The organism is Pseudomonas sp. S2_C11 (assembly GCF_054668395.1).
This window is the reverse complement of sequence record NZ_CP162765.1, coordinates 5,875,539-5,895,753: the sequence shown is the minus strand read 5'-3', so window position 1 is coordinate 5,895,753 and position 20,215 is coordinate 5,875,539. Positions and strand designations below refer to the sequence as shown.

The 20,215-nt window shown below is 60.2% G+C and carries 17 protein-coding genes and 1 riboswitch; of the genes, 11 read left to right on the top strand and 6 right to left on the bottom strand.

Annotated features, from left to right (window positions below; translation table 11 throughout):
• Positions 1-11: 11 nt before the first annotated feature.
• Both epd and tkt read right to left on the bottom strand, forming a co-directional pair.
• Positions 12-1,064, bottom strand: a complete 1,053-nt coding sequence (epd, locus tag AB4N48_RS26535) for an erythrose-4-phosphate dehydrogenase (RefSeq protein WP_460094554.1) — start codon at positions 1,062-1,064, stop codon at positions 12-14.
• Positions 1,065-1,230: 166 nt separating this feature from the next.
• Positions 1,231-3,228, bottom strand: a complete 1,998-nt coding sequence (gene tkt / locus AB4N48_RS26530) for a transketolase (RefSeq protein ID WP_150743450.1) — start codon at positions 3,226-3,228, stop codon at positions 1,231-1,233.
• A gap of 259 nt (positions 3,229-3,487) precedes the next feature.
• Between tkt and AB4N48_RS26525 the strand changes: the two genes are divergently transcribed.
• From AB4N48_RS26525 to AB4N48_RS26510, 4 genes are all read left to right on the top strand, one after another.
• Entirely contained in the window at positions 3,488-4,483 is a 996-nt protein-coding gene (locus AB4N48_RS26525; protein ID WP_024014623.1) for an ArsR/SmtB family transcription factor, read from the top strand.
• Positions 4,484-4,501: 18 nt separating this feature from the next.
• Complete coding sequence (gene metK, locus AB4N48_RS26520) at positions 4,502-5,692, top strand: methionine adenosyltransferase (protein ID WP_024014624.1); 1,191 nt, start codon at positions 4,502-4,504, stop codon at positions 5,690-5,692.
• 221 nt (positions 5,693-5,913) lie between these two features.
• On the top strand, positions 5,914-7,590 hold the full coding sequence (gene ligB / locus AB4N48_RS26515) for an NAD-dependent DNA ligase LigB (RefSeq protein WP_460094552.1): 1,677 nt from the start codon (positions 5,914-5,916) through the stop codon (positions 7,588-7,590).
• Positions 7,591-7,687: 97 nt separating this feature from the next.
• Entirely contained in the window at positions 7,688-8,083 is a 396-nt protein-coding gene (locus AB4N48_RS26510) for a DUF1090 domain-containing protein (RefSeq protein ID WP_016772779.1), read from the top strand.
• A 165-nt stretch (positions 8,084-8,248) separates the two neighbouring features.
• Here AB4N48_RS26510 and AB4N48_RS26505 read toward each other — a convergent pair whose 3' ends face one another.
• A complete protein-coding gene (locus tag AB4N48_RS26505; protein ID WP_095181353.1) occupies positions 8,249-8,698 on the bottom strand; it encodes a c-type cytochrome in 450 nt (149 codons plus the stop codon).
• 128 nt (positions 8,699-8,826) lie between these two features.
• Here AB4N48_RS26505 and mltA point away from each other — a divergent pair, with 128 nt between their 5' ends.
• A complete protein-coding gene (gene mltA, locus AB4N48_RS26500; RefSeq protein WP_460094550.1) occupies positions 8,827-9,999 on the top strand; it encodes a murein transglycosylase A in 1,173 nt (390 codons plus the stop codon).
• A 90-nt stretch (positions 10,000-10,089) separates the two neighbouring features.
• Here mltA and AB4N48_RS26495 read toward each other — a convergent pair whose 3' ends face one another.
• Positions 10,090-10,473, bottom strand: a complete 384-nt coding sequence (locus tag AB4N48_RS26495) for an MAPEG family protein (RefSeq protein WP_024014628.1) — start codon at positions 10,471-10,473, stop codon at positions 10,090-10,092.
• A gap of 332 nt (positions 10,474-10,805) precedes the next feature.
• Here AB4N48_RS26495 and AB4N48_RS26490 point away from each other — a divergent pair, with 332 nt between their 5' ends.
• Together AB4N48_RS26490 and AB4N48_RS26485 are read left to right on the top strand one after the other, a co-directional pair.
• Positions 10,806-11,975: an MFS transporter gene (locus AB4N48_RS26490; protein WP_150743445.1), complete on the top strand. Its 1,170-nt coding sequence runs from the start codon at positions 10,806-10,808 to the stop codon at positions 11,973-11,975.
• Positions 11,976-12,287: 312 nt separating this feature from the next.
• A complete protein-coding gene (locus AB4N48_RS26485) occupies positions 12,288-13,553 on the top strand; it encodes a cation:proton antiporter (protein ID WP_024014630.1) in 1,266 nt (421 codons plus the stop codon).
• Here AB4N48_RS26485 and AB4N48_RS26480 read toward each other — a convergent pair whose 3' ends face one another.
• On the bottom strand, positions 13,554-14,441 hold the full coding sequence (locus AB4N48_RS26480) for a formate/nitrite transporter family protein (RefSeq protein WP_056786455.1): 888 nt from the start codon (positions 14,439-14,441) through the stop codon (positions 13,554-13,556).
• 419 nt (positions 14,442-14,860) lie between these two features.
• Here AB4N48_RS26480 and AB4N48_RS26475 point away from each other — a divergent pair, with 419 nt between their 5' ends.
• Positions 14,861-15,832: an IS110 family RNA-guided transposase gene (locus AB4N48_RS26475; protein WP_056786210.1), complete on the top strand. Its 972-nt coding sequence runs from the start codon at positions 14,861-14,863 to the stop codon at positions 15,830-15,832.
• A gap of 29 nt (positions 15,833-15,861) precedes the next feature.
• Here AB4N48_RS26475 and AB4N48_RS26470 read toward each other — a convergent pair whose 3' ends face one another.
• Positions 15,862-16,269, bottom strand: coding sequence for an acyl-CoA thioesterase (locus AB4N48_RS26470; protein WP_095181349.1), 408 nt, complete (start codon positions 16,267-16,269; stop codon positions 15,862-15,864).
• 198 nt (positions 16,270-16,467) lie between these two features.
• Positions 16,468-16,566, top strand: a riboswitch (S-adenosyl-L-homocysteine riboswitch).
• Between the two features lie 23 nt (positions 16,567-16,589).
• Between AB4N48_RS26470 and ahcY the strand changes: the two genes are divergently transcribed.
• The 3 genes from ahcY to AB4N48_RS26455 all read left to right on the top strand — a co-directional run bounded on the left by ahcY (position 16,590) and on the right by AB4N48_RS26455 (position 20,160).
• On the top strand, positions 16,590-17,999 hold the full coding sequence (ahcY, locus tag AB4N48_RS26465; RefSeq protein WP_016772771.1) for an adenosylhomocysteinase: 1,410 nt from the start codon (positions 16,590-16,592) through the stop codon (positions 17,997-17,999).
• A gap of 159 nt (positions 18,000-18,158) precedes the next feature.
• A complete protein-coding gene (gene metF / locus AB4N48_RS26460) occupies positions 18,159-19,004 on the top strand; it encodes a methylenetetrahydrofolate reductase [NAD(P)H] (RefSeq protein WP_056786871.1) in 846 nt (281 codons plus the stop codon).
• Positions 19,005-19,077: 73 nt separating this feature from the next.
• Entirely contained in the window at positions 19,078-20,160 is a 1,083-nt protein-coding gene (locus tag AB4N48_RS26455) for a hypothetical protein (protein WP_460094548.1), read from the top strand.
• Positions 20,161-20,215: the final 55 nt, after the last annotated feature.

The window sequence follows — 20,215 nt, the reverse complement described above, 5'->3', positions numbered from 1 at the left end:
GGTCGCACTTCCTACGGTTTTTTTGAAGTTGCTGTTTGCAGATAGTGGTCTGCTACGTCCAGCATTCGGTTGGCAAAACCCCATTCGTTGTCGAACCAGGCCAGGATGTTCACCAGTTTGGGGCCGGAAACTCGGGTCTGGCTGGCATCGACGATGGCCGAATGTGGGTCATGGTTGAAATCACAGCTGGCGTGCGGCAACTCGGTGTAGGCCAAAAGGCCTTTGAGCGGGCCGCTGGTGGCGGCTTCGCGCAGGATCCGGTTGACCTCACTGGCGTCAGTCGCGGTGGCGGTCTGCATCGTGATGTCGAGGCAGGACACGTTGACTGTCGGCACGCGCACGGCTTTGGCCTGAATTCGCCCGGCAAGTTCCGGCAGCAGGCGCTCGATACCGCGCGCCAGACCAGTGGACACCGGGATCACCGACTGGAACGCCGAACGCGTGCGGCGCAGGTCTTCGTGGTGATAGGCGTCGATCACTGGCTGATCGTTCATCGCCGAGTGAATGGTGGTGATCGACACGTAATCCAGACCGATCGCCTGATCGAGCAGACGCAGCAGCGGCACGCCGCAGTTGGTGGTGCAGGAAGCGTTGGACACCAGCAGTTCGTCGCCGGTCAGGCAGTCCTGATTGACGCCGTAGACGATGGTGGCGTCGACATCCGCTTCGCTGGCCATCGGCTGCGAAAACAGCACGCGCGGTGCGCCGGCGTCGAGAAAACGCTGGCCATCGGCACGGGTGTGGTAAGCGCCGGAGCACTCAAGCACCAGATCGACGCGCAGCGACGCCCAATCGATGCCTTCAGGGGTGGCACTGCGCAGGACCTTCACGCAGTCGCCATTGATATGCAGACAATCGCCTTCAACCCGCACTTCGCCGGGAAAGCGGCCGTGGGTGGAGTCGAAGCGTGTCAGGTATTCGATGCTGGCCATGTCGGCCAGATCGTTGATCGCGACAATTTCAAACCCGGCCTTAGCGCCGCGCTCGAACAACGCCCGCAAGACGCAACGACCAATGCGGCCGTAGCCGTTGAGTGCAACTTTGTAGGGACGCGGTTGAGGCATGGGGTTCTCGATAGATTCGCTAACAACACAACCCCATGTAGGAGCTGACGAGTGAAACGAGGCTGCGATCTTTTGATCTTGTTTTTAAGATCAAGATCAAAAGATCGCAGCCTTCGGCAGCTCCTACAGGGGAACGCGGCGGCCAGGGCCACCGCATTCGTACTGCTTAGTCTTCCAGCAGCTCTTCAGCCTGACCGAGGATGTTTTCCAGGGTAAAACCGAACTCTTCGAACAATGCCGAAGCCGGCGCCGACTCACCGTAGGTGGTCATGCCGATCACACGACCTTCCAGACCCACGTACTTGAACCAGAAATCGGCGTGGGCCGCTTCGATGGCGATACGCGCGCTGACCTGCAACGGCAGAACCGACTGCTTGTACTCCGCATCCTGAGCATCGAACGCACTGGTGCAAGGCATCGAGACCACTCGAACCTTGCGGCCCTGCTCGGTCAGTTTGTCGAAGGCTTGCACGGCCAGACCGACTTCCGAACCGGTGGCGATCAGGATCAGCTCAGGCTCGCCTGCGCAGTCCTTGAGCACATAACCACCACGGCTGATGTTGGCAATCTGGCCAGCATCGCGTTCCTGGTGCTGCAGGTTCTGCCGCGAGAAGATCAGCGCCGACGGGCCGTCCTTGCGCTCCAGAGCGTTTTTCCAGGCCACTGCCGATTCCACGGCATCGGCTGGACGCCAGGTATCGAGGTTCGGCGTGCTGCGCAGGCTGGTCAATTGCTCGATTGGCTGGTGCGTCGGGCCGTCCTCGCCCAGACCGATGGAGTCGTGGGTGTACACGTGAATCACGCGCTTCTTCATCAAAGCCGACATACGTACGGCGTTGCGTGCGTATTCCATGAACATCAGGAAGGTCGCGCCGTAAGGCACCAGACCGCCGTGCAGGGCGACGCCGTTCATGATCGCGGTCATGCCGAACTCGCGCACGCCGTAGTACATGTAGTTGCCGCTGGCATCTTCAGCGCTGACGCCTTTGCAGCCTTTCCACAGGGTCAGGTTGGAGCCGGCGAGGTCAGCCGAACCGCCGAGCATTTCCGGCAGCAGCGGGCCGAACGCGTTGAGGGTGTTCTGGCTGGCTTTGCGGCTGGCGATGGTTTCGCCCTTGGCGGCGACTTCGGCGATGTAAGCCGAGGCTTTTTCCGAGAAGTCGGCCGGCAGTTCGCCGCTCAGACGACGGATCAGCTCGTTGGCTTCAGTCGGGAACGCAGCGGAGTAGGCGGCGAAACGCTGGTCCCACTCGGCTTCGACCGCGCGGCCAGCTTCTTTGGCGTCCCACTCGGCATAGATCTCGGCCGGGATTTCGAACGGGCCGTAGTTCCAGTTCAATGCCTGACGGGTCAGGGCGATTTCTGCGTCACCCAATGGGGCGCCGTGGCAATCTTCCTTGCCCTGCTTGTTCGGCGAACCGAAACCGATGGTGGTCTTGCAGCAGATCAGCGTCGGTTGAGCGCTCTTGCGTGCGGTTTCGATGGCGGTCTTGATCTCTTCCGGATCATGGCCGTCGACGTTGCGGATCACCTGCCAGTTGTAGGCTTCGAAACGCTTCGGCGTGTCATCGGTGAACCAGCCTTCGACTTCACCGTCGATGGAAATGCCGTTGTCATCGTAGAAGGCAATCAGCTTGCCCAGGCCCAGCGTGCCGGCCAGGGAGGCGACCTCGTGGGAAATGCCTTCCATCATGCAGCCATCACCGAGGAACACGTAGGTGTGGTGGTCAACGATGTTGTGGCCGGGACGGTTGAACTGCGCGCCCATGACTTTTTCAGCCAGAGCGAAACCGACGGCGTTGGCCAGACCCTGACCCAGCGGGCCGGTGGTGGTCTCGACGCCTGGGGTGTAACCGAATTCCGGGTGGCCTGGAGTGCGGCTGTGCAGTTGACGGAACTGCTTGAGGTCGTCGATGGACAGGTCGTAGCCGGTCAGGTGCAGCAGCGAGTAGATCAACATCGAGCCGTGGCCGTTGGACAGCACGAAGCGGTCACGGTCGGCGAACGACGGGTTGCTCGGGTTGTGCTTGAGGTAGTCGCGCCACAGCACTTCGGCAATATCTGCCATACCCATAGGGGCACCGGGATGGCCGCTGTTGGCTTTTTGCACGGCATCCATGCTGAGGGCACGAATGGCGTTGGCACGCTCACGACGGCTAGGCATCGCTGATCTCCTGGGTGTGAATAGACTGAAACGGAAAAAAGGAGGGCATTTTCCCTCACCCATGCGCCTCGGGGCAATGACAGATAGTCATCGGCAGGCGTTTTTCCAATCGATAGCACAGGTTTCGCTTGGTGAAACCTTTCCGCTATTCGTTTGTAGAGACTGCCGTCCGCCGAGAAGTGCCATTTATCGAGCAATATCAAAACTTTTTGATATTGACCTTGCGGTGCATTGCCCCCGTCTCTAGACTGCCAGCCCTATGAACTTACGCGTGCCTTCCATTCGCCATGACGATTGCGACGAGCTGGCGGCCCTGTGCAAGGCCGGCGGCGATCCGCTGCGGCTGAATGTATTGCGCGCGCTGGCCAACGATTCGTTTGGCGTGCTGGAGCTGGCGCAGATTTTCGGCATCGGCCAGTCGGGCATGAGCCACCACCTCAAGGTGCTGGCGCAAGCCGATCTGGTGGCGACACGCCGTGAGGGCAACGCGATTTTCTATCGTCGTGCCCTGCCCCACAGCGAATTGCTCGGCGGCAAGCTGCACGCGGCATTGCTGGAAGAAGTCGACAATCTGGATCTGCCCGATGAAGTGCAAGCACGCATCGAGCAGGTTCATGGTCAGCGTGCCGCCGCCAGCCGGGATTTTTTCGCCCGGGTCGCGGAGAAATTCCGTGCCCAGCAAGATTTGATCGCAGGCCTGCCGCAGTACCGTGACAGCGTGCTGGCCCTGCTCGACAAACTGAACTTCGATGGTGCAGCCACGGCCATTGAAGTCGGCCCCGGCGATGGTGCTTTTCTGCCGGAACTGGCCCGTCGTTTCGGCACCGTAACCGCGCTGGACAACAGCCCGGCGATGCTCGAACTGGCGCGTCAGGTGTGTGAACGTGAACAGCTGGCTAACGTCAGCCTGCAATTGGCCGATGCATTGAACGGCACAAGCCTTCAAGCCGATTGCGTGGTGTTGAACATGGTCCTGCACCATTTCGCCGCTCCGGCCGATGCGCTCAGGCACATGGCCGATCTGCTGCAACCGGGCGGTAGCCTGCTCGTGACAGAGTTATGTAGCCACAACCAGAGTTGGGCCAGGGAGGCCTGCGGTGATCTCTGGTTGGGGTTTGAACAGGACGATCTGGCCCGTTGGGCCACCGCTGCGGGACTCGTTCCCGGGGAAAGCCTCTATGTAGGCTTACGTAATGGTTTCCAGATCCAGGTTCGCCACTTTCAGCGACCGGCTGGCGACACTCACCATCGGTAAATTCAGGAAAACATCGAGATGAGCGAATACTCCCTCTTCACCTCCGAGTCCGTGTCTGAAGGACATCCGGACAAAATCGCCGACCAGATTTCCGATGCGGTGCTGGACGCCATTATTGCCCAGGACAAACACGCTCGCGTGGCTGTGGAAACCCTGGTCAAGACCGGCGTAGCCATCGTTGCCGGTGAAGTGACCACCAGCGCCTGGGTCGACCTGGAGCAGATCGTTCGTGACGTGATTTGCGACATTGGCTACACCAGCTCCGAAGTCGGCTTCGACGGCGCGACCTGCGGCGTGATGAACATCATCGGCAAGCAGTCCCCTGACATCAACCAGGGTGTCGACCGCGCCAAGCCTGAAGATCAGGGCGCCGGCGACCAGGGCCTGATGTTCGGTTACGCCAGCAACGAAACCGACGTTTTGATGCCAGCACCGATCACCTTCTCGCACCAGCTGGTGCAGCGTCAGGCTGAAGCACGCAAGTCGGGCCTGCTGCCGTGGCTGCGTCCGGACGCCAAGTCGCAAGTGACCTGCCGTTACGAAGGCGGCAAGGTTGTCGGTATCGACGCTGTTGTTCTGTCGACCCAGCACAACCCGGAAGTGTCGTACAAAGACCTGCGCGAAGGCGTGATGGAGCTGATCGTCAAGCACGTACTGCCTGCCGAACTGCTGAGCAAGGACACCCAGTTCCACATCAACCCGACCGGCCAGTTCATCATTGGCGGCCCGGTAGGTGACTGCGGTCTGACCGGCCGCAAGATCATCGTCGACAGCTACGGCGGCATGGCCCGTCACGGCGGCGGCGCGTTCTCCGGCAAGGATCCATCGAAGGTTGACCGTTCGGCTGCCTACGCTGGCCGTTACGTAGCCAAGAACATCGTTGCGGCCGGCCTGGCCGAGCGTTGCGAGATCCAGGTGTCCTACGCGATCGGTGTGGCCCAGCCTACCTCGATCTCGCTGAACACCTTCGGCACCGGCAAGATCAGCGATGACAAGATCATCAAACTGGTGCGTGAAGTGTTCGACCTGCGTCCATACGCGATCACCACCATGCTCGACCTGCTGCACCCGATGTACCAGGAAACCGCAGCCTACGGCCACTTCGGTCGTGCGCCGCAGACCAAGACCGTTGGCGAAGACAGCTTCACCACGTTCACCTGGGAAAAAACCGACCGCGCCGACGCCCTGCGTTCCGCCGCTGGCCTGTAATTCCCTGGCTGCTAGAAAGCCCCGCACGGTTCGCGCCGTGTGGGGCTTTTTCATGCCTGACAGATTTTTGAGATCCCTGTGGGAGCGAGCCTGCTCGCGAAGGCGCCCGCCCATGCAACGTCAATTCAGAATCCGGAAACACCTCGAAAAACACCCCCGGTAACGCATTTCGAATCCTCACCTACCCTTCAAATATTACCCCCGAGCAAGGACGCTCAACGATGCTCTTCACGCTGCGCCTGTTGCTGGCTTTCCTGCTGGCACTCATCACCCTTGTCAGCCAAGCCAACTGTCCGAACTGGGATCTTTCCCAAGCCCAACGCGAAATCACCAGCTTGCAAAACCGGATCGACCAATGGGACGACGCCTATCACCGCGAAGGCCGTTCATTGATCAGCGACGAACTCTATGACCAGTCCCGACTGCGGCTGAAAGAATGGCAAGCCTGTTTCAACCAACCCTCATCCCCGCAGCCGTTGCACACCGCGTCCGGCCCGGTCACCCACCCCATCGCCCACACCGGTCTGGACAAGCTGCACAAAGCCGAAGACGTCGCCCACTGGTTGCGTGATCGCCAGAACGTCTGGGTGCAGCCCAAGGTCGACGGCGTGGCTGTCACGCTGATCTACCGCCAGGGGATATTGCAGCAGGCGATCAGTCGCGGTGACGGGGTCAACGGCCAGGACTGGACCGCCTCCGCGCGCAGGATTGCAGCCATTCCGCAACGGTTGAGGCAGCCACGGGATCTGCTGGTACAGGGCGAACTCTATTGGCGTCTGAATGCACATGTTCAATCACAGTCCGGCAGCGTCAATGCCCGCGCCACCGTCGCCGGGCTGATGGGGCGCAAATCCCTCGATGCCGAACAGGCCGCCGGGATCGGCCTGTTTGTCTGGGACTGGCCGCAAGGTCCTGTGCGGCTGCCGGAAAGATTGTCCGAACTTCAGACATTGGGGTTCGCCACAACCGAGCCCTATACCCAGCCCGTCACCCGATTCGAAGACGCGCAAAAATGGCGCGAGCACTGGTATCGCTCGCCACTGCCCTTTGCCAGCGACGGCGTGGTGCTGCGCCAGAGCCAACGGCCACCCGCCGAACGCTGGCAGGCTCGCGCGCCGTATTGGGCGATCGCCTGGAAATACCCTTTCGCCCAGGCATTGGCCGAAGTGCGCAAGGTCAATTTCAAGATCGGCCGCACCGGGCGGATCACGCCGGTGCTGGAACTGCTGCCGGTCAGACTCGATGACCGCGAAATCAAACGGGTCAGCGTCAGCTCACTCAAGCGCTGGCAAACCCTCGACATCCGTCCCGGCGATCAGGTGGCAATCACTCTGGCCGGGCTGACCATTCCGCGCCTCGACAGTGTCGTGCTGCGCACCAACGAACGGGCGGACATCAACATCCCCGATGCTGGCGACTACCACGCCCTGAGCTGCTGGCAACCGACGCCGGGGTGTGAAAGCCAGTTTCTCGCGCGTCTGACCTGGCTCAGTGACAAGCAGGGCCTGGCCATGCAGCATGTCGGTCGCGGCACCTGGGAGAAACTTTTGGAAACAGGCCGTCTGAAACACCTGCTGGATTGGCTGACCCTCGATGCGTCAGAGCTTGCTAACATTGCCGGCCTCGGCGAGCGCAGCAGCGCACGGCTGATCGACAGTTTTCAGGGCGCGCGGCAACAGCCGTTCGCTCGATGGTTGAAAGCGCTGGGCATGCCGCCGGCCGGACAGGCACAACTGGACGATTCGTGGCAGGCCCTGGCACAACGCGACACTGAACAATGGCAGGCAGAAGCCGGTATCGGCCCGGGACGCGCGGCGCAACTGAGCGCATTCTTTCGCGACCCGCAGGTACTGGCTTTGAGTGACACCCTGAAAGCCGCCGGAATCGACGGCTTCTGAACCTGCAATCCCCGCCCGGCGGGAACCCAACGGCCGGCCAGACGCTCCAACAGCGCAGTGCCCTCCCACCCCGATTGCCTTTGCACATGGAGCTTTTATGAAATTTCTCGCACCGCTCGCCCTGCTTACTCTTTGCGGCGTCATGGCCGCCCCGGTCATGGCCGAAGAAGACGGCCCGGGCCTGACCGGTTGCGCTGCCAAGAAGCAGGGCATCATCAATCAGATCGAACAGGCCAAGTCGCGCGGCAACATGGAGCAGCAGGCAGGCCTGGAAACAGCACTGCGTGAAGTGAACGAACATTGCACCGACGCCGGGCTGAAAAAAGAACGTGAAAACAAGGTGCTTGAGGCCAAGCATGAGGTGAGCCAGCGTCAGGCGGATCTCGACAAGGCCATGAAGAAGGGCGATCCGGAGAAGATCAACAAACGCAAGGAAAAGCTCGCCGAGTCGCGCAAGGAACTGCAGGAAGCGCTGGACGAGATCGATAAGTAACCCAAGCCCTGTGGTGAGGGGATTTATCCCCGTCCGGCGGCGAAGCCGTCGCAAATTCGACTGATCGGGTCCGACTGAAAAAACTCGGTTATATGGTTTTGGGGCTGCTTCGCAGCCCATCGGGGATAAATCCCCTCGCCACAAGGTACTCAGCAGCCTCAGGAATCAATGATCGCGAAACTCTTTATGGCAAGCACTGCAGGCATCCTCGACTTTCTGCACTGCCGGTCCGAGATTGCTGGCCTTGTACGGCTGAACCTGACTGGCGACCACCAGTTCACCGGTAGCCGCTTCGAGGGCGCGGGCCAGTTGCTGAAAACGCGCCTGTTTCTGCCAGACATCATCCTTGGCGCTGGTGTGATCTTCCTCGCGCACCTGCGGAAAATGCTTCCACGGTTCATGGGCCAACGCATCAAGTCTGACCGCGCCCTCGGCAAATTTCGGTCCGTCGAAGGCAATGCGCCCGCGCAACATGCCGCCGAGGTCTTCGCTGGTCTTGAGCATCTGCTTGAAGATGGCCTTGCGCTGGCCCAGCGGCGAATTCGGGTCGACGCCGCCACAGGCGGACAAGGTCAGACAGGCCAGCAATACAACAGCAATTGGTTTCAGAGTCATGATGGCTTCAGGTCGCGGAAATCGGCGGCCAGTATCCTCGGCTCACCGCCAAACACCAATAGCCCTATTAAAAATACGGGTTGCTCGAGCGCATGGAGCTCTCGGCCAACCGGCACAGGAATCACTCCATGAACAGCCGCTTCACGGCCTGGCGTCACCCGCTTATCGTCACCCTCCCGATTCTGGCCATCCTTGCCGGTTGCACTGGCGGTGACAGCGCCAAACCGAAAACCCATGCGCTGGCCACCTATTCCAGCGCGACCTGGGAAGCCTTGCCCGCTGTCTCCGACAGCGATCTGGTCGCCGGTTTCGGCTCGTGGCGCAGCGCCTGCACACGACTCAAAGCCGACGCAGTCTGGGGGCCGACCTGCGCTGCGGCGGTGAATGTGCCGCAAAGCGCCGCCGAGATTCGTGCATTCCTCAAGCAGAATCTCGATGTCTACGGCCTGCGCGCCGAGAACGACAACCCCAACGGTCTGATCACTGGCTACTACGAACCGGTGTACCCCGGCAGCCTGACGCCCACCGCAACGGCGAACGTGCCGGTGTACGGCGTGCCGGAAGACATGATCATCGTCTCGCTCGACAGCATCTACCCGGAATTGAAAGGCAAGCGCCTGCGCGGCCGCCTCGAAGGTCGCGTGCTCAAGCCTTACGACGACGCGGCGACCATTGAATCCAAAGGCGTGAAAGCGCCAGTGGTCGCGTATCTGACTGATCCGATGAATCTGCAATTTCTGCAGATCCAGGGCTCGGGCCGGATCCAGACCGAGGACGGCAAACAGTTGCGCATCGCCTACGCCGATCAGAACGGCCACCCGTACCGGCCGATCGGTCGCTGGCTGGTCGAGCAAGGCGAGCTGAAGAAAGAAGACGTGACCATGACCGCGATCAGCAACTGGGCCAAGGCCAACCCGATGCGCATTCCGGAACTGCTGGCCAGCAACCCGAGCTACGTGTTCTTCACCCGCAACCCGGACAGCAACGAAGGCCCACGCGGCTCGCTGAACGTGCCGCTGACCGCCGGCTACAGCGCGGCGGTGGATCGCAAGGTGATTCCGTTGGGCAGTCTGTTATGGCTGTCGACCACCAAACCGGATGGCACCCCACTGGTGCGCCCGGTCGCGGCGCAGGACACCGGCGGCGCGATTGCCGGCGAGGTGCGCGCGGATCTGTTCTGGGGCACGGGTGATGCGGCCGGGCAACTGGCCGGGGACATGAAACAGCAGGGGCAGATCTGGATGCTCTGGCCTAAAGGAAAAGAGTTGCCGCAAGTGCCGCAGGTGGCTGACAAACCCTAAAGGCAAAAGATCGCAGCCTTCGGCAGCTCCTACAGGAGTATGCATTCCTCTGTAGGAGCTGCCGCAGGCTGCGATCTTTTGAGCCTGCTTTCAGATGGACACAAAGAAAAACGAAGCAATCAGCCCCATCCCGATAAACCACACCACCGAACGCAGTGCAGCCCAGTCAGCCAGATAGCAAATGATGTACAGCAGGCGGCTGGTGATAAACAGCACGGCCAGCACATTGACCGTCACCAGCTCCGCAGTGCCGACCAGATGCGCAACGATCACCGCAGCGGCAAACGCGGGCGTTACTTCAAAGCTGTTCAGTTGCGCGGCGTGGGCGCGACGGGCGACGCCATCGACGCTGTCGAGAAAGTCCCGTGGATCGTAATTGTCCTTGAGGCGGAAACCGCCGGTGGCCTTCGCCACGATCGTGCACACGTACGGCAGGAAAATCGCGATCAACACACACCACAGAGCCACTGTCATAACGTCGTCCTTTTTTCGATTGGAGAAATTGGCGAGCGGTCAGAACTTCATCACCAGCATGCCGATCAGCACCTGCCCACAGGCTAAGAGCAGCGCCCGGCCGAAAGGTTCTTTCAGCTGGATATAACACGGCAATTCCAGTGAGCCGTCGATTAGTCAGATTATTGATTCGCCATGTGTCAGCAGCTGTTTATACTGCAACCCACCACGCCGTACTCAGCTGCACACCAAAAAACTCCAATAAAAGCTGCCTGCTCCGCTTTCCTCGAAAACGGTCGCTGGCACGCGTATGCCTGATCAAAGCGTCAAGACTACCGACAGAGACCTTGCGCATGCCCCTCGCTTTACTTGCACTCGCCGTTGCCGCATTCGGCATCGGCACCACCGAATTCGTCATCATGGGCCTGCTGCCCGACGTTGCCCGCGATCTGGCGGTGAGCATTCCTCATGCCGGGCTGCTGATCACCGGTTACGCCCTGGGCGTGGTGTTCGGCGCACCGATCCTGGCGATCGGCACCGCCAATATGCCGCGCAAAGCGACACTGCTGGGCATGACGCTGATGTTCATCCTCGGCAACGTGCTCTGCGCGCTCGCGCCGAACTACGCGACGCTGATGGCGGCGCGCGTGGTCACGGCGCTGTGTCATGGCGCGTTTTTCGGCATTGGCTCGGTGGTTGCGGCCGGCCTGGTTGCGCCGAACAAACGCGCGCAAGCCATTGCCATGATGTTCACCGGCCTGACCCTGGCCAACGTGCTCGGCGTGCCACTCGGCACAGCGCTGGGCCAATACGCTGGCTGGCGCTCGACCTTCTGGGCGGTGTCGGTGATTGGCATTGTGGCGGCGTTGGCGCAATGGTTGTGGTTGCCCAAACACATCGCGATGGACAAGGCCAATCTCGCCAGCGAATTCAAAGTGCTGGGCAAGGCCAACGTCTTGTTGGCGCTGGGCATGAGCGTGCTGGCCTCGACCAGCCTGTTCAGCGTGTTCACGTATATCGCACCGATCCTGCAAGACATCACTGGCGTCAGCCCCCACGGCGTGACGGTGATGCTGCTGTTGTTCGGCGTCGGCCTGACAGCGGGCAGCATGCTCGGCGGGCGTCTGGCCGATAGCCGCTTGCTGCCGTCACTGGTCGGCGTGGCACTGGCAGTTGTGGTGATTCTGGCGGCGTTCAGCCAGACCAGCCGTGCGGTGATTCCGGCGGCGATCACCCTGGTGCTATGGGGGATTTTCGCCTTTGCGCTGTGCCCGATTCTGCAGCTGCTGATCATCGATCAGGCGCATGAAGCGCCGAACCTCGGTTCGACGCTGAACCAGAGCGCGTTCAATCTGGGCAACGCAGCAGGTGCCTGGATTGGCGGGCTGGTGGTGGCCAGCGGCGCGGATCTGGCGGATCTGCCGTGGACCGGGGCGCTGGTCGGCGTGCTGACGGTGCTGACGGCGCTGTTGTTCATTTACCTGCAACGTCGGCAGGCGAGTGCGGTCAATGTGACTGGCTGATCGTGGTGTGTCAGATAGAGCCCTCACCCTAGCCCTCTCCCGAAGGGAGAGGGGACTGATCGGGGGATGCTCGATACCCACGCCGACTTGAACGTGCATTGCTGAATCCATAATCGACCCGATCGTCCAGGTCGATGTACCTCGCCAGACACCTCGGTCAGCTCCCTCTCCCTCGGGAGAGGGCTGGGGTGAGGGGGTTGTTGTTGAGCATGACGCGCCATTCGAATGTGCCCTCAGCCAACCCCGCCCCATCAAACCCCTGCGTCCAACCTCCGGTCGCGCTCCATTCACCCTTCATCCAAAGGACCCCGGATGCTTGAACTTGTCGCCGCTTTCATCTGCCTCACCACTCTCCTGACCTTCGTCAATTTCCGCTTTATCGGCCTGCCGCCGACCATCGGCGTGATGGTTACCGCCCTGCTGTTCTCATTGCTCCTGCAAGGCCTCAGCGTCCTCGGCTTTCCCGGCCTCGAAGATCGCGTGCAGCAACTGATCGGCCAGATCGATTTCGGCGATCTGCTGATGAACTGGATGCTCTCGTTCCTGCTGTTCGCCGGCGCCCTGCACGTCAACCTCAATGATTTGCGTAGCTACCGCTGGCCGATCGGCCTGCTGGCGACCTTCGGCGTGTTGATCGCCACCGTGGTGATCGGCAGCCTGGCCTTCTACATTTTTGCCCTGTTCGGCTGGCACGTGAGTTTCCTCTACTGCCTGTTGTTCGGCGCGCTGATCTCACCGACCGACCCGATTGCGGTACTCGGCGTGTTGCGTACCGCCAACGCTTCGAAGCCACTGAAAACCACCATCGTCGGCGAATCACTGTTCAACGACGGCACGGCGGTGGTGGTCTTCACCGTGCTGCTGGGCATCGCGCAACTGGGCGAAACCCCGACCGTCAGCGCCACGGCCATGCTCTTCGTCCATGAGGCGATCGGTGGTGTGTTGTTCGGCGGACTGATCGGTTATCTGGTCTATCGGATGATCAAAAGCGTCGAGCAGCATCAGATCACCGTGATGCTGACCCTGGCCCTGGTGATCGGTGGCTCGGCGATGTCCACCGAGTTGCACGTCTCGGCGCCGATTGCGATGGTGGTGGCCGGTCTGATCATCGGCAACCTCGGGCGCAATCTGGCGATGAACGACATGACCCGCCGTTATCTGGACGGCTTCTGGGAATTGCTCGATGACATGCTCAACGCGCTGCTGTTTGCGCTGATCGGCATGGAGTTGTTGCTGCTGCCGTTCAACTGGCTGCACATGGCCGCCGCAGGTCTGCTGGCGGTGGCGATTCTGTTGTCGCGCCTGCTTACCGTGGCGCCGGCGATCCTGCTGCTGCGGCGCTGGCGCTCAGTGCCGGCCGGCACCATCCGCATCCTCACTTGGGGCGGTTTGCGCGGCGGTGTTTCGGTGGCACTGGCGCTGGCGCTGCCGCTGGGCCCGGAGCGCGATCTGCTGCTGAGCATCACCTACATCGTCGTGCTGTCGTCGATCCTGCTGCAGGGCCTGACCATCGGCAAACTGGTCAAGCACGCGACGCGCAACGAGCCGGCGAGCGTGGCTGAGCCAGCTCACCATTGATCATTTCTTGATCGACTGCGGATCGGGCTTAACAGCCTGATCCGCAGGCTCCTTCGGCGCACCGCTTTCGCTGCGAATCTGCGCATGGCTGATCAGCGCGAAGATAAAGCTGCCGCCGATGATATTTCCCGCCAGCGTCGGCGCGGCGAACACCGCCCAGAAATCACTCCACGGCAACTCGCCGGCAAACACCAGATAGGACACTTCCGCCGATCCGACGACGATATGGGTGAAGTCGCCCAGCGCCATGAAGTAGGTGATGAGGATGATGATCCACATCTTCGCGCTCTCCATGGAGGGGATCATCCAGACCATGGTGGCGATCATCCAGCCGGAGACGATGCCCTTGGCGAACATCTGACTGGCGCTGTGCTCCATGACCTTGCGGCCGATCTCGAGGAAGGCGACGTCGGTCTTGCTGTCGAAAATCGGCAGTTCCAGCATCACGTAGGCGACCAGAATCGTCCCGCAGAGGTTGCCGACCAGTACCACTGTCCACAGACGGATCAGTCGCAGAAAATTCTTCAGCGTCGGCTTGGTCATCACCGGCAGCACGGCGGTCAAGGTGTTCTCGGTGAACAGCTGCTGGCGGGCAAGGATCACCGCGAGGAAACCGGCGCAGTAGCCGAAACTGGCGATCACCTTGAATTCGTCGCCGTCGGGCAGGCGCGAATTGAGCAGGCCCATGCCCATCAGGGACAGGCCCATGGTCAATCCTGCCGCCAGCGCAGACCACCACAGCGCGGCAATGCTGCGCTCCAGTTCCTGGTCGCCCTGGGTGCGGATGATTTCATGCAGAACGGCCGCGCGCGGCGGCTGGCTCTTCTCGACTTCGTGCTGCTCCTTGGCCGAGAGGTCGGGGGTCTTTTCGCTGGTGGGGGTGGTCATGGCGTGGCAACCGGTGGGGGGCGATGTAGCTACGACCGTTGCGCTTGGGAATACGTTCTGTAGGCGCGGCGCAAATCTCTGGATGCACGCCAATCCAGGGTAGGAGCTGCCGAAGGCTGCGATCTTTTGATTTTGATTTTCAGAAACAAGATCAAAAGATCGCAGCCTTCGGCAGCTCCTTGTATCTCGACTAACGCTCCGTCAGGAGCGATAGTTCTCGACTGATCATCGAGGGAGGGACTTGGAAGCCGCGCAGCTCCTTAGGCTTTTTGCCTGTGACGTAGATCGTGCTCCAGCCCTCCACACTCACTCGTACAGTTCGCACGGTATCTTGGGCCCGCCTGCGGCGAGAGCCCGCATTCGCAAGGTTGGACAGAGTGACGTGATGATCGCAACAGGGAACAAGTGGAGAATCAATCATGTCCGGTTTCGTTGGCGTCGACATCGCAAAGAACACCTTTGATATCGCTACACACCAGCCCAACGGCAAGCACAAAACCAAGGCCAAGCTGGCCAACGATCCAAAGGGCTTTAAAGAGTTTGAGGCGTGGCTAGAAAAAAATGCCGAGCGTTCGGCCCTGATCGTGATGGAAGCCACCAGCGTCTACCATTTGGAGCTCGCGGAATTCGTTTACAACAAAGGCTTCCGGGTCTGCGTCGTGAACCCGGCTACGACCAAAGCGTACGCTGACAGCGAACTGCGCCGCATCAAGACTGATAAAAGCGATGCCAAACTGATCGCCGACTTTGCCCGGGAAAAGGATCAAAAACTTCACCCATGGGCGCCTGAGCCGCTGAAATACCGCCAGTTAAAAGCAATGGTGCGCCGCCTGGATGACCTTCAGGAAATGGAACAAATGGAGCTCAATCGTCTGGACGTTTCCGACGAAAAGGTCAAAGACTCGATCAACTCCGTTCTGCGCCATATCGAAAAAGAGATCGTAGAAACGCATAAGGCGATCAAAAAACACATCGATGACGACCCGGATATGCGTCAGATGCGGGATCTCATCGTAACCATCGACGGCATCGGACAAAAAACGCTTGAACGATTGCTCGCCGAACTGGGTGACTTGCGCAAATACAGTGATCCTCGCCAACTGGTCGCTGCTGCAGGGCTCAATCCAAAGCTGCAGGAATCAGGAAAGCTCAAAGGTCACACCCTGATCTCAAGAGTAGGGTCAGCACGGCTGCGTGCAGGCCTTTACATGCCTGGCATGGTGGCGCTGAAACACAATAAGGCGATCAAGGCGATGAAAGAACGCCTGGAAGCCAATGGCAAGGCCCCCAAGCAGATCATCTGCGCAGCAATGCGCAAGCTGCTGCACTTCGTTTACGGAGTGCTCAAGTCAGGACTGCCATATGACCCGAAACTTGCGCTTGCCCGGTGAGGCTCAAGACGGTATCTACAGGGCTCGCATTACTCGCTGACGGCTTCGTCATCCTTGAACTGGTCTTTCACATATCTGATCTCGGTCCGCCCGTGCGGCGCCGGCAGGCCGTCTTCGCCGAGATTGACGAACACCATTTTCTCGACGGTGAGGATGCTCTTGCGGGTGATCTTGTTGCGCACTTCGCAGGTCAGGGTGATCGAGGTGCGGCCGAATTCGGTGGCGGTGATGCCCAGTTCGATGATGTCGCCCTGGCGCGAGGCGCTGACGAAGTTGATTTCCGAGATGTACTTGGTCACCACGCGCTGGTTGCCCAGTTGCACGATGGCGTAGATCGCCGCTTCTTCATCGATCCAGCGCAGCAGGCTGCCGCCGAACAGGGTGCCGTTGGGGTTGAGGTCTTCAGGTTTAACCCATTTGCGGGTGTGGAAATTCATGTTCACTCCTGAGCGCTTGCCGAAAGATGCGCCCATCTTGGCAGACTGCTCAGTCAGGCTCCAGGCAGCTGCGACTATGGTCGCCATTGGCGATCTTCATCTGGCCGACAGAAACCCTTTGGAAGATCAGCCCGGGCGGCTATAATCGCCCCCGTTTCAAAAAACGGTAACGTTCATTGGCTACCGTTTTCCCGCCACCTGTCCGAGGGGCGCTGCAGCAGGTTCGACCTGTCAGGCTCGGATGGGGCGTTGACCGGCTCACGCCGGACACTAAACGCACAACGGCGCCCATTCGCATACATTACGAATGGAGGCTCTTCATGAGCGCTGTCAACACGCCTGCCGATTTTACCGATTACAAAGTTGCCGACATGTCCCTGGCTGCCTGGGGCCGTCGCGAAACCATCATCGCCGAATCGGAAATGCCTGCCCTGATGGGTCTGCGCCGCAAATACGCTGCCGAACAGCCGCTCAAGGGCGCGAAAATCCTCGGCTGCATCCACATGACCATTCAGACCGCCGTGCTGATCGAAACCCTGGTTGCCCTGGGTGCCGAAGTACGCTGGTCGTCCTGCAACATTTTCTCCACTCAGGATCAGGCCGCTGCCGCTATCGCTGCCGCCGGTATCCCGGTGTTCGCCTGGAAAGGCGAGACTGAAGAAGAGTACGAGTGGTGCCTGGAGCAGACCATCCTCAAGGATGGCCAGCCATGGGACGCCAACATGATCCTCGACGACGGCGGCGACCTGACCGAGCTGCTGCACAAGAAATACCCGCAAGTGCTCGATCGCGTTCACGGCGTGACCGAAGAAACCACCACTGGTGTACACCGTCTGCTGGACATGCTGGCCAAGGGCGAGCTGAAGATCCCGGCGATCAACGTCAACGACTCGGTGACCAAGTCCAAGAACGACAACAAGTACGGCTGCCGTCACAGCCTGAACGATGCGATCAAGCGCGGCACCGACCACCTGCTGTCCGGCAAGCAAGCGCTGGTCATCGGTTACGGTGACGTGGGCAAGGGTTCGGCTCAGTCGCTGCGTCAGGAAGGCATGATCGTTAAAGTCTCCGAAGTTGACCCGATCTGCGCCATGCAAGCCTGCATGGACGGTTTCGAACTGGTGTCGCCATTCATCGACGGTATCAACGACGGTTCCGAAGCGAGCATCGACAAAGCGCTGCTGGGCAAGATCGACCTGATCGTGACCACCACCGGCAACGTCAATGTTTGCGACGCGAACATGCTCAAAGCCCTGAAGAAGCGCGCCGTGGTCTGCAACATTGGTCACTTCGACAACGAAATCGACACCGCTTTCATGCGCAAGAACTGGGCATGGGAAGAAGTGAAGCCACAGGTGCACAAGGTTCACCGCACCGGTGCCGGCAGCTTCGATCCACAGAACGACGACTACCTGATCCTGCTGGCCGAAGGCCGTCTGGTGAACCTGGGCAACGCCACCGGTCACCCGAGCCGCATCATGGATGGTTCGTTCGCCAACCAGGTTCTGGCACAGATCTTCCTGTTCGGCCAGAAGTACGCCGACCTGTCGCCAGCGCAGAAAGCCGAGCGTCTGACCGTTGAAGTGCTGCCGAAGAAACTCGACGAAGAAGTGGCCCTGGAAATGGTTCGCGGCTTCGGCGGCGTGGTCACCCAACTGACCAAGCAACAGGCTGACTACATCGGCGTCACCGTCGAAGGCCCGTTCAAGCCGCACGCCTACCGCTACTAACAGGCGCTGAATGCTCGCTCTCCCTGTGGGAGCGAGCTTGCTCGCGAAGGCGGCTTATCATTCAACATCCGTGTTGTCTGACCCAGCTCTTTCGCGAGCAGGCTCGCTCCCACACGGGATTGCAGCGTCTCGAAGGTACTTGTTTCCAAGGGTATGACCATGTCCCAAGACCGTCGCTACAGCTTCGAGTTTTTCCCGACGAAGACCGATGCCGGGCAAGAAAAGCTGCTTGCCACTGCCCGTCAGTTGGCCACCTACAATCCTGATTTCTTTTCCTGCACCTACGGCGCTGGCGGTTCGACCCGTGATCGCACGCTCAACACCGTGTTGCAGCTGGAAAGCGAAGTCAAAGTACCCGCCGCACCGCACCTGTCGTGCGTCGGTGACAGCAAGGACGACCTGCGCGGCCTGCTGAACGAATACAAGGCTGCCGGCATCAAGCGCATCGTTGCCCTGCGTGGCGACCTGCCGTCCGGCATGGGCATGACCAGCGGTGAGCTGCGTCACGCCAATGAACTGGTGGAATTCATTCGGGAAGAAACCGCCGATCATTTCCATATCGAAGTCGCGGCTTACCCGGAGATGCATCCGCAAGCACGCAACTACGAAGACGATCTCGCCAACTTCGTGCGCAAGGCAAAGGCCGGTGCCGACAGCGCGATCACCCAGTACTTCTTCAACGCCGACAGCTACTTCTACTTCGTCGACCGTTTGCAGGCGCTGGGCGTGGATCTGCCGATCGTGCCGGGGATCATGCCGATCACCAACTACAGCAAACTCGCGCGCTTCTCCGATGCCTGCGGTGCGGAAATCCCGCGCTGGATCCGCAAGCAGCTGGAAGCCTACGGCGATGACACGCGAAGCATTCAAAGCTTTGGCGAACAAGTCGTCAGCGAAATGTGCGAACGCCTGCTGCAGGGCGGCGCACCGGGGCTGCACTTCTACTCGATGAACCAGGCCGAACCTAGCCTGGCCATCTGGAACAACCTCAAGCTGCCGCGCTGAAGGTTTTCCATGCGATAAAAAAGGCCCTCACCGGGCCTTTTCACTGAAAAGCACAAATGGAATATTGTCGTCGATGATCTGCGCGCAAACAAAAACACACCCTCAACTGGTCTATCTGGTTTTCGGTGCCGAGACTTACCATCAGGAAGCTGTTTTCAGCATCGCCAGTGCTCTGGCGTGGTTGCGCGAGACACCGGATGCCCCGATCGATATCCAGGTCTTCAGCGACAACCCGCAACCCTACGAGCATCTCCCCGTACGCATTCGCCCGCTGGACGCCGAAACGCGCCAGAAATGGAGCGAGCCCCACGGTTATCATTTCCGCATCAAACATGTCGCGTTGCGCTCGGTACTTGAAGAGCATGAAACGGCGCTGTTGATCGACACCGATACGTTTTTCCACTGCTCGCCGCTCAAACTGTTCGAGCGGGTGCAGCCCGGCACCCTGCTGTGCAACGACTACTACGCTCGCTATGGCGACAACAAGATGAGCCTGCTCTATCGCACGCTGTCGGCAACACTGCTGGACAAAGGCCTGACTGACGATCACATGCGCCTGCTCAACTCCGGCGTCATCGGCTTGCACCGCCAGGACGCTCACGTGCTCGACCGCTCCATCGCTTTGATCGATGAGCTGTTCCCGTCGGCACAGGGCGCCTACACCCTCGAAGAGTTCTGCCTGTCAGTGGCTGCCTATCGCACGCTGGACGTCAACAAGTGCCCTGATCTGATTCACCATTACTGGAGCCGCAAGCACCTGTTCAGGGCCAAGGTTCAGGCCTGGGTCGCCAAACATGGCGACAACCCGACCGGCGAGGCTGCACTGGACGACACCCGACGTGTATCACCGCAACTGCCTCGACCACCGCGACTGCAGCGGATGTTCTACAAGCTCGTCACGTTGCTGCTGCCGGCACATCTGCGTCAGTTCATTCGCGAAATCCTTTACGGCTGCTATGAACATCCCAACGAGTTCGATCAGGCGTGTGCAGCGGTCTGGTGGGACAAGGCGCTGGAAAACCAGCAGCAACGCATCGGCAAGCCGGTTTGCAGGCACTTGCTCAGGGACTGGTTCAGTCGCGGCCTGGTCAAGCGGATCCTTGGTTCGCGTCACGCGAAGGTCCACCAACACCTGCTGAAAACCGCAAGCAAATAAGGCCATCGTGGCCATTGCGCCCGGGGTCTGCGCGAAACATGCATGCCAGAGCTTC

Bases quoted from the DNA above. Each gene is read 5' to 3' on its own strand.
- AB4N48_RS26480 (WP_056786455.1), bottom strand. From the start codon at position 14,441: ATGACCACCCCCACCAGCGAAAAGACCCCCGACCTCTCGGCCAAGGAG.
- AB4N48_RS26490 (WP_150743445.1), top strand. From the start codon at position 10,806: ATGCCCCTCGCTTTACTTGCACTCGCCGTTGCCGCATTCGGCATCGGC.
- AB4N48_RS26470 (WP_095181349.1), bottom strand. From the start codon at position 16,269: ATGAATTTCCACACCCGCAAATGGGTTAAACCTGAAGACCTCAACCCC.
- metF (WP_056786871.1), top strand. From the start codon at position 18,159: ATGTCCCAAGACCGTCGCTACAGCTTCGAGTTTTTCCCGACGAAGACC.
- AB4N48_RS26525 (WP_024014623.1), top strand. From the start codon at position 3,488: ATGAACTTACGCGTGCCTTCCATTCGCCATGACGATTGCGACGAGCTG.
- mltA (WP_460094550.1), top strand. From the start codon at position 8,827: ATGAACAGCCGCTTCACGGCCTGGCGTCACCCGCTTATCGTCACCCTC.
- epd (WP_460094554.1), bottom strand. From the start codon at position 1,064: ATGCCTCAACCGCGTCCCTACAAAGTTGCACTCAACGGCTACGGCCGC.
- AB4N48_RS26485 (WP_024014630.1), top strand. From the start codon at position 12,288: ATGCTTGAACTTGTCGCCGCTTTCATCTGCCTCACCACTCTCCTGACC.
- AB4N48_RS26510 (WP_016772779.1), top strand. From the start codon at position 7,688: ATGAAATTTCTCGCACCGCTCGCCCTGCTTACTCTTTGCGGCGTCATG.
- metK (WP_024014624.1), top strand. From the start codon at position 4,502: ATGAGCGAATACTCCCTCTTCACCTCCGAGTCCGTGTCTGAAGGACAT.
- AB4N48_RS26495 (WP_024014628.1), bottom strand. From the start codon at position 10,473: ATGACAGTGGCTCTGTGGTGTGTGTTGATCGCGATTTTCCTGCCGTAC.
- AB4N48_RS26455 (WP_460094548.1), top strand. From the start codon at position 19,078: ATGATCTGCGCGCAAACAAAAACACACCCTCAACTGGTCTATCTGGTT.
- AB4N48_RS26505 (WP_095181353.1), bottom strand. From the start codon at position 8,698: ATGACTCTGAAACCAATTGCTGTTGTATTGCTGGCCTGTCTGACCTTG.
- ligB (WP_460094552.1), top strand. From the start codon at position 5,914: ATGCTCTTCACGCTGCGCCTGTTGCTGGCTTTCCTGCTGGCACTCATC.
- ahcY (WP_016772771.1), top strand. From the start codon at position 16,590: ATGAGCGCTGTCAACACGCCTGCCGATTTTACCGATTACAAAGTTGCC.
- tkt (WP_150743450.1), bottom strand. From the start codon at position 3,228: ATGCCTAGCCGTCGTGAGCGTGCCAACGCCATTCGTGCCCTCAGCATG.
- AB4N48_RS26475 (WP_056786210.1), top strand. From the start codon at position 14,861: ATGTCCGGTTTCGTTGGCGTCGACATCGCAAAGAACACCTTTGATATC.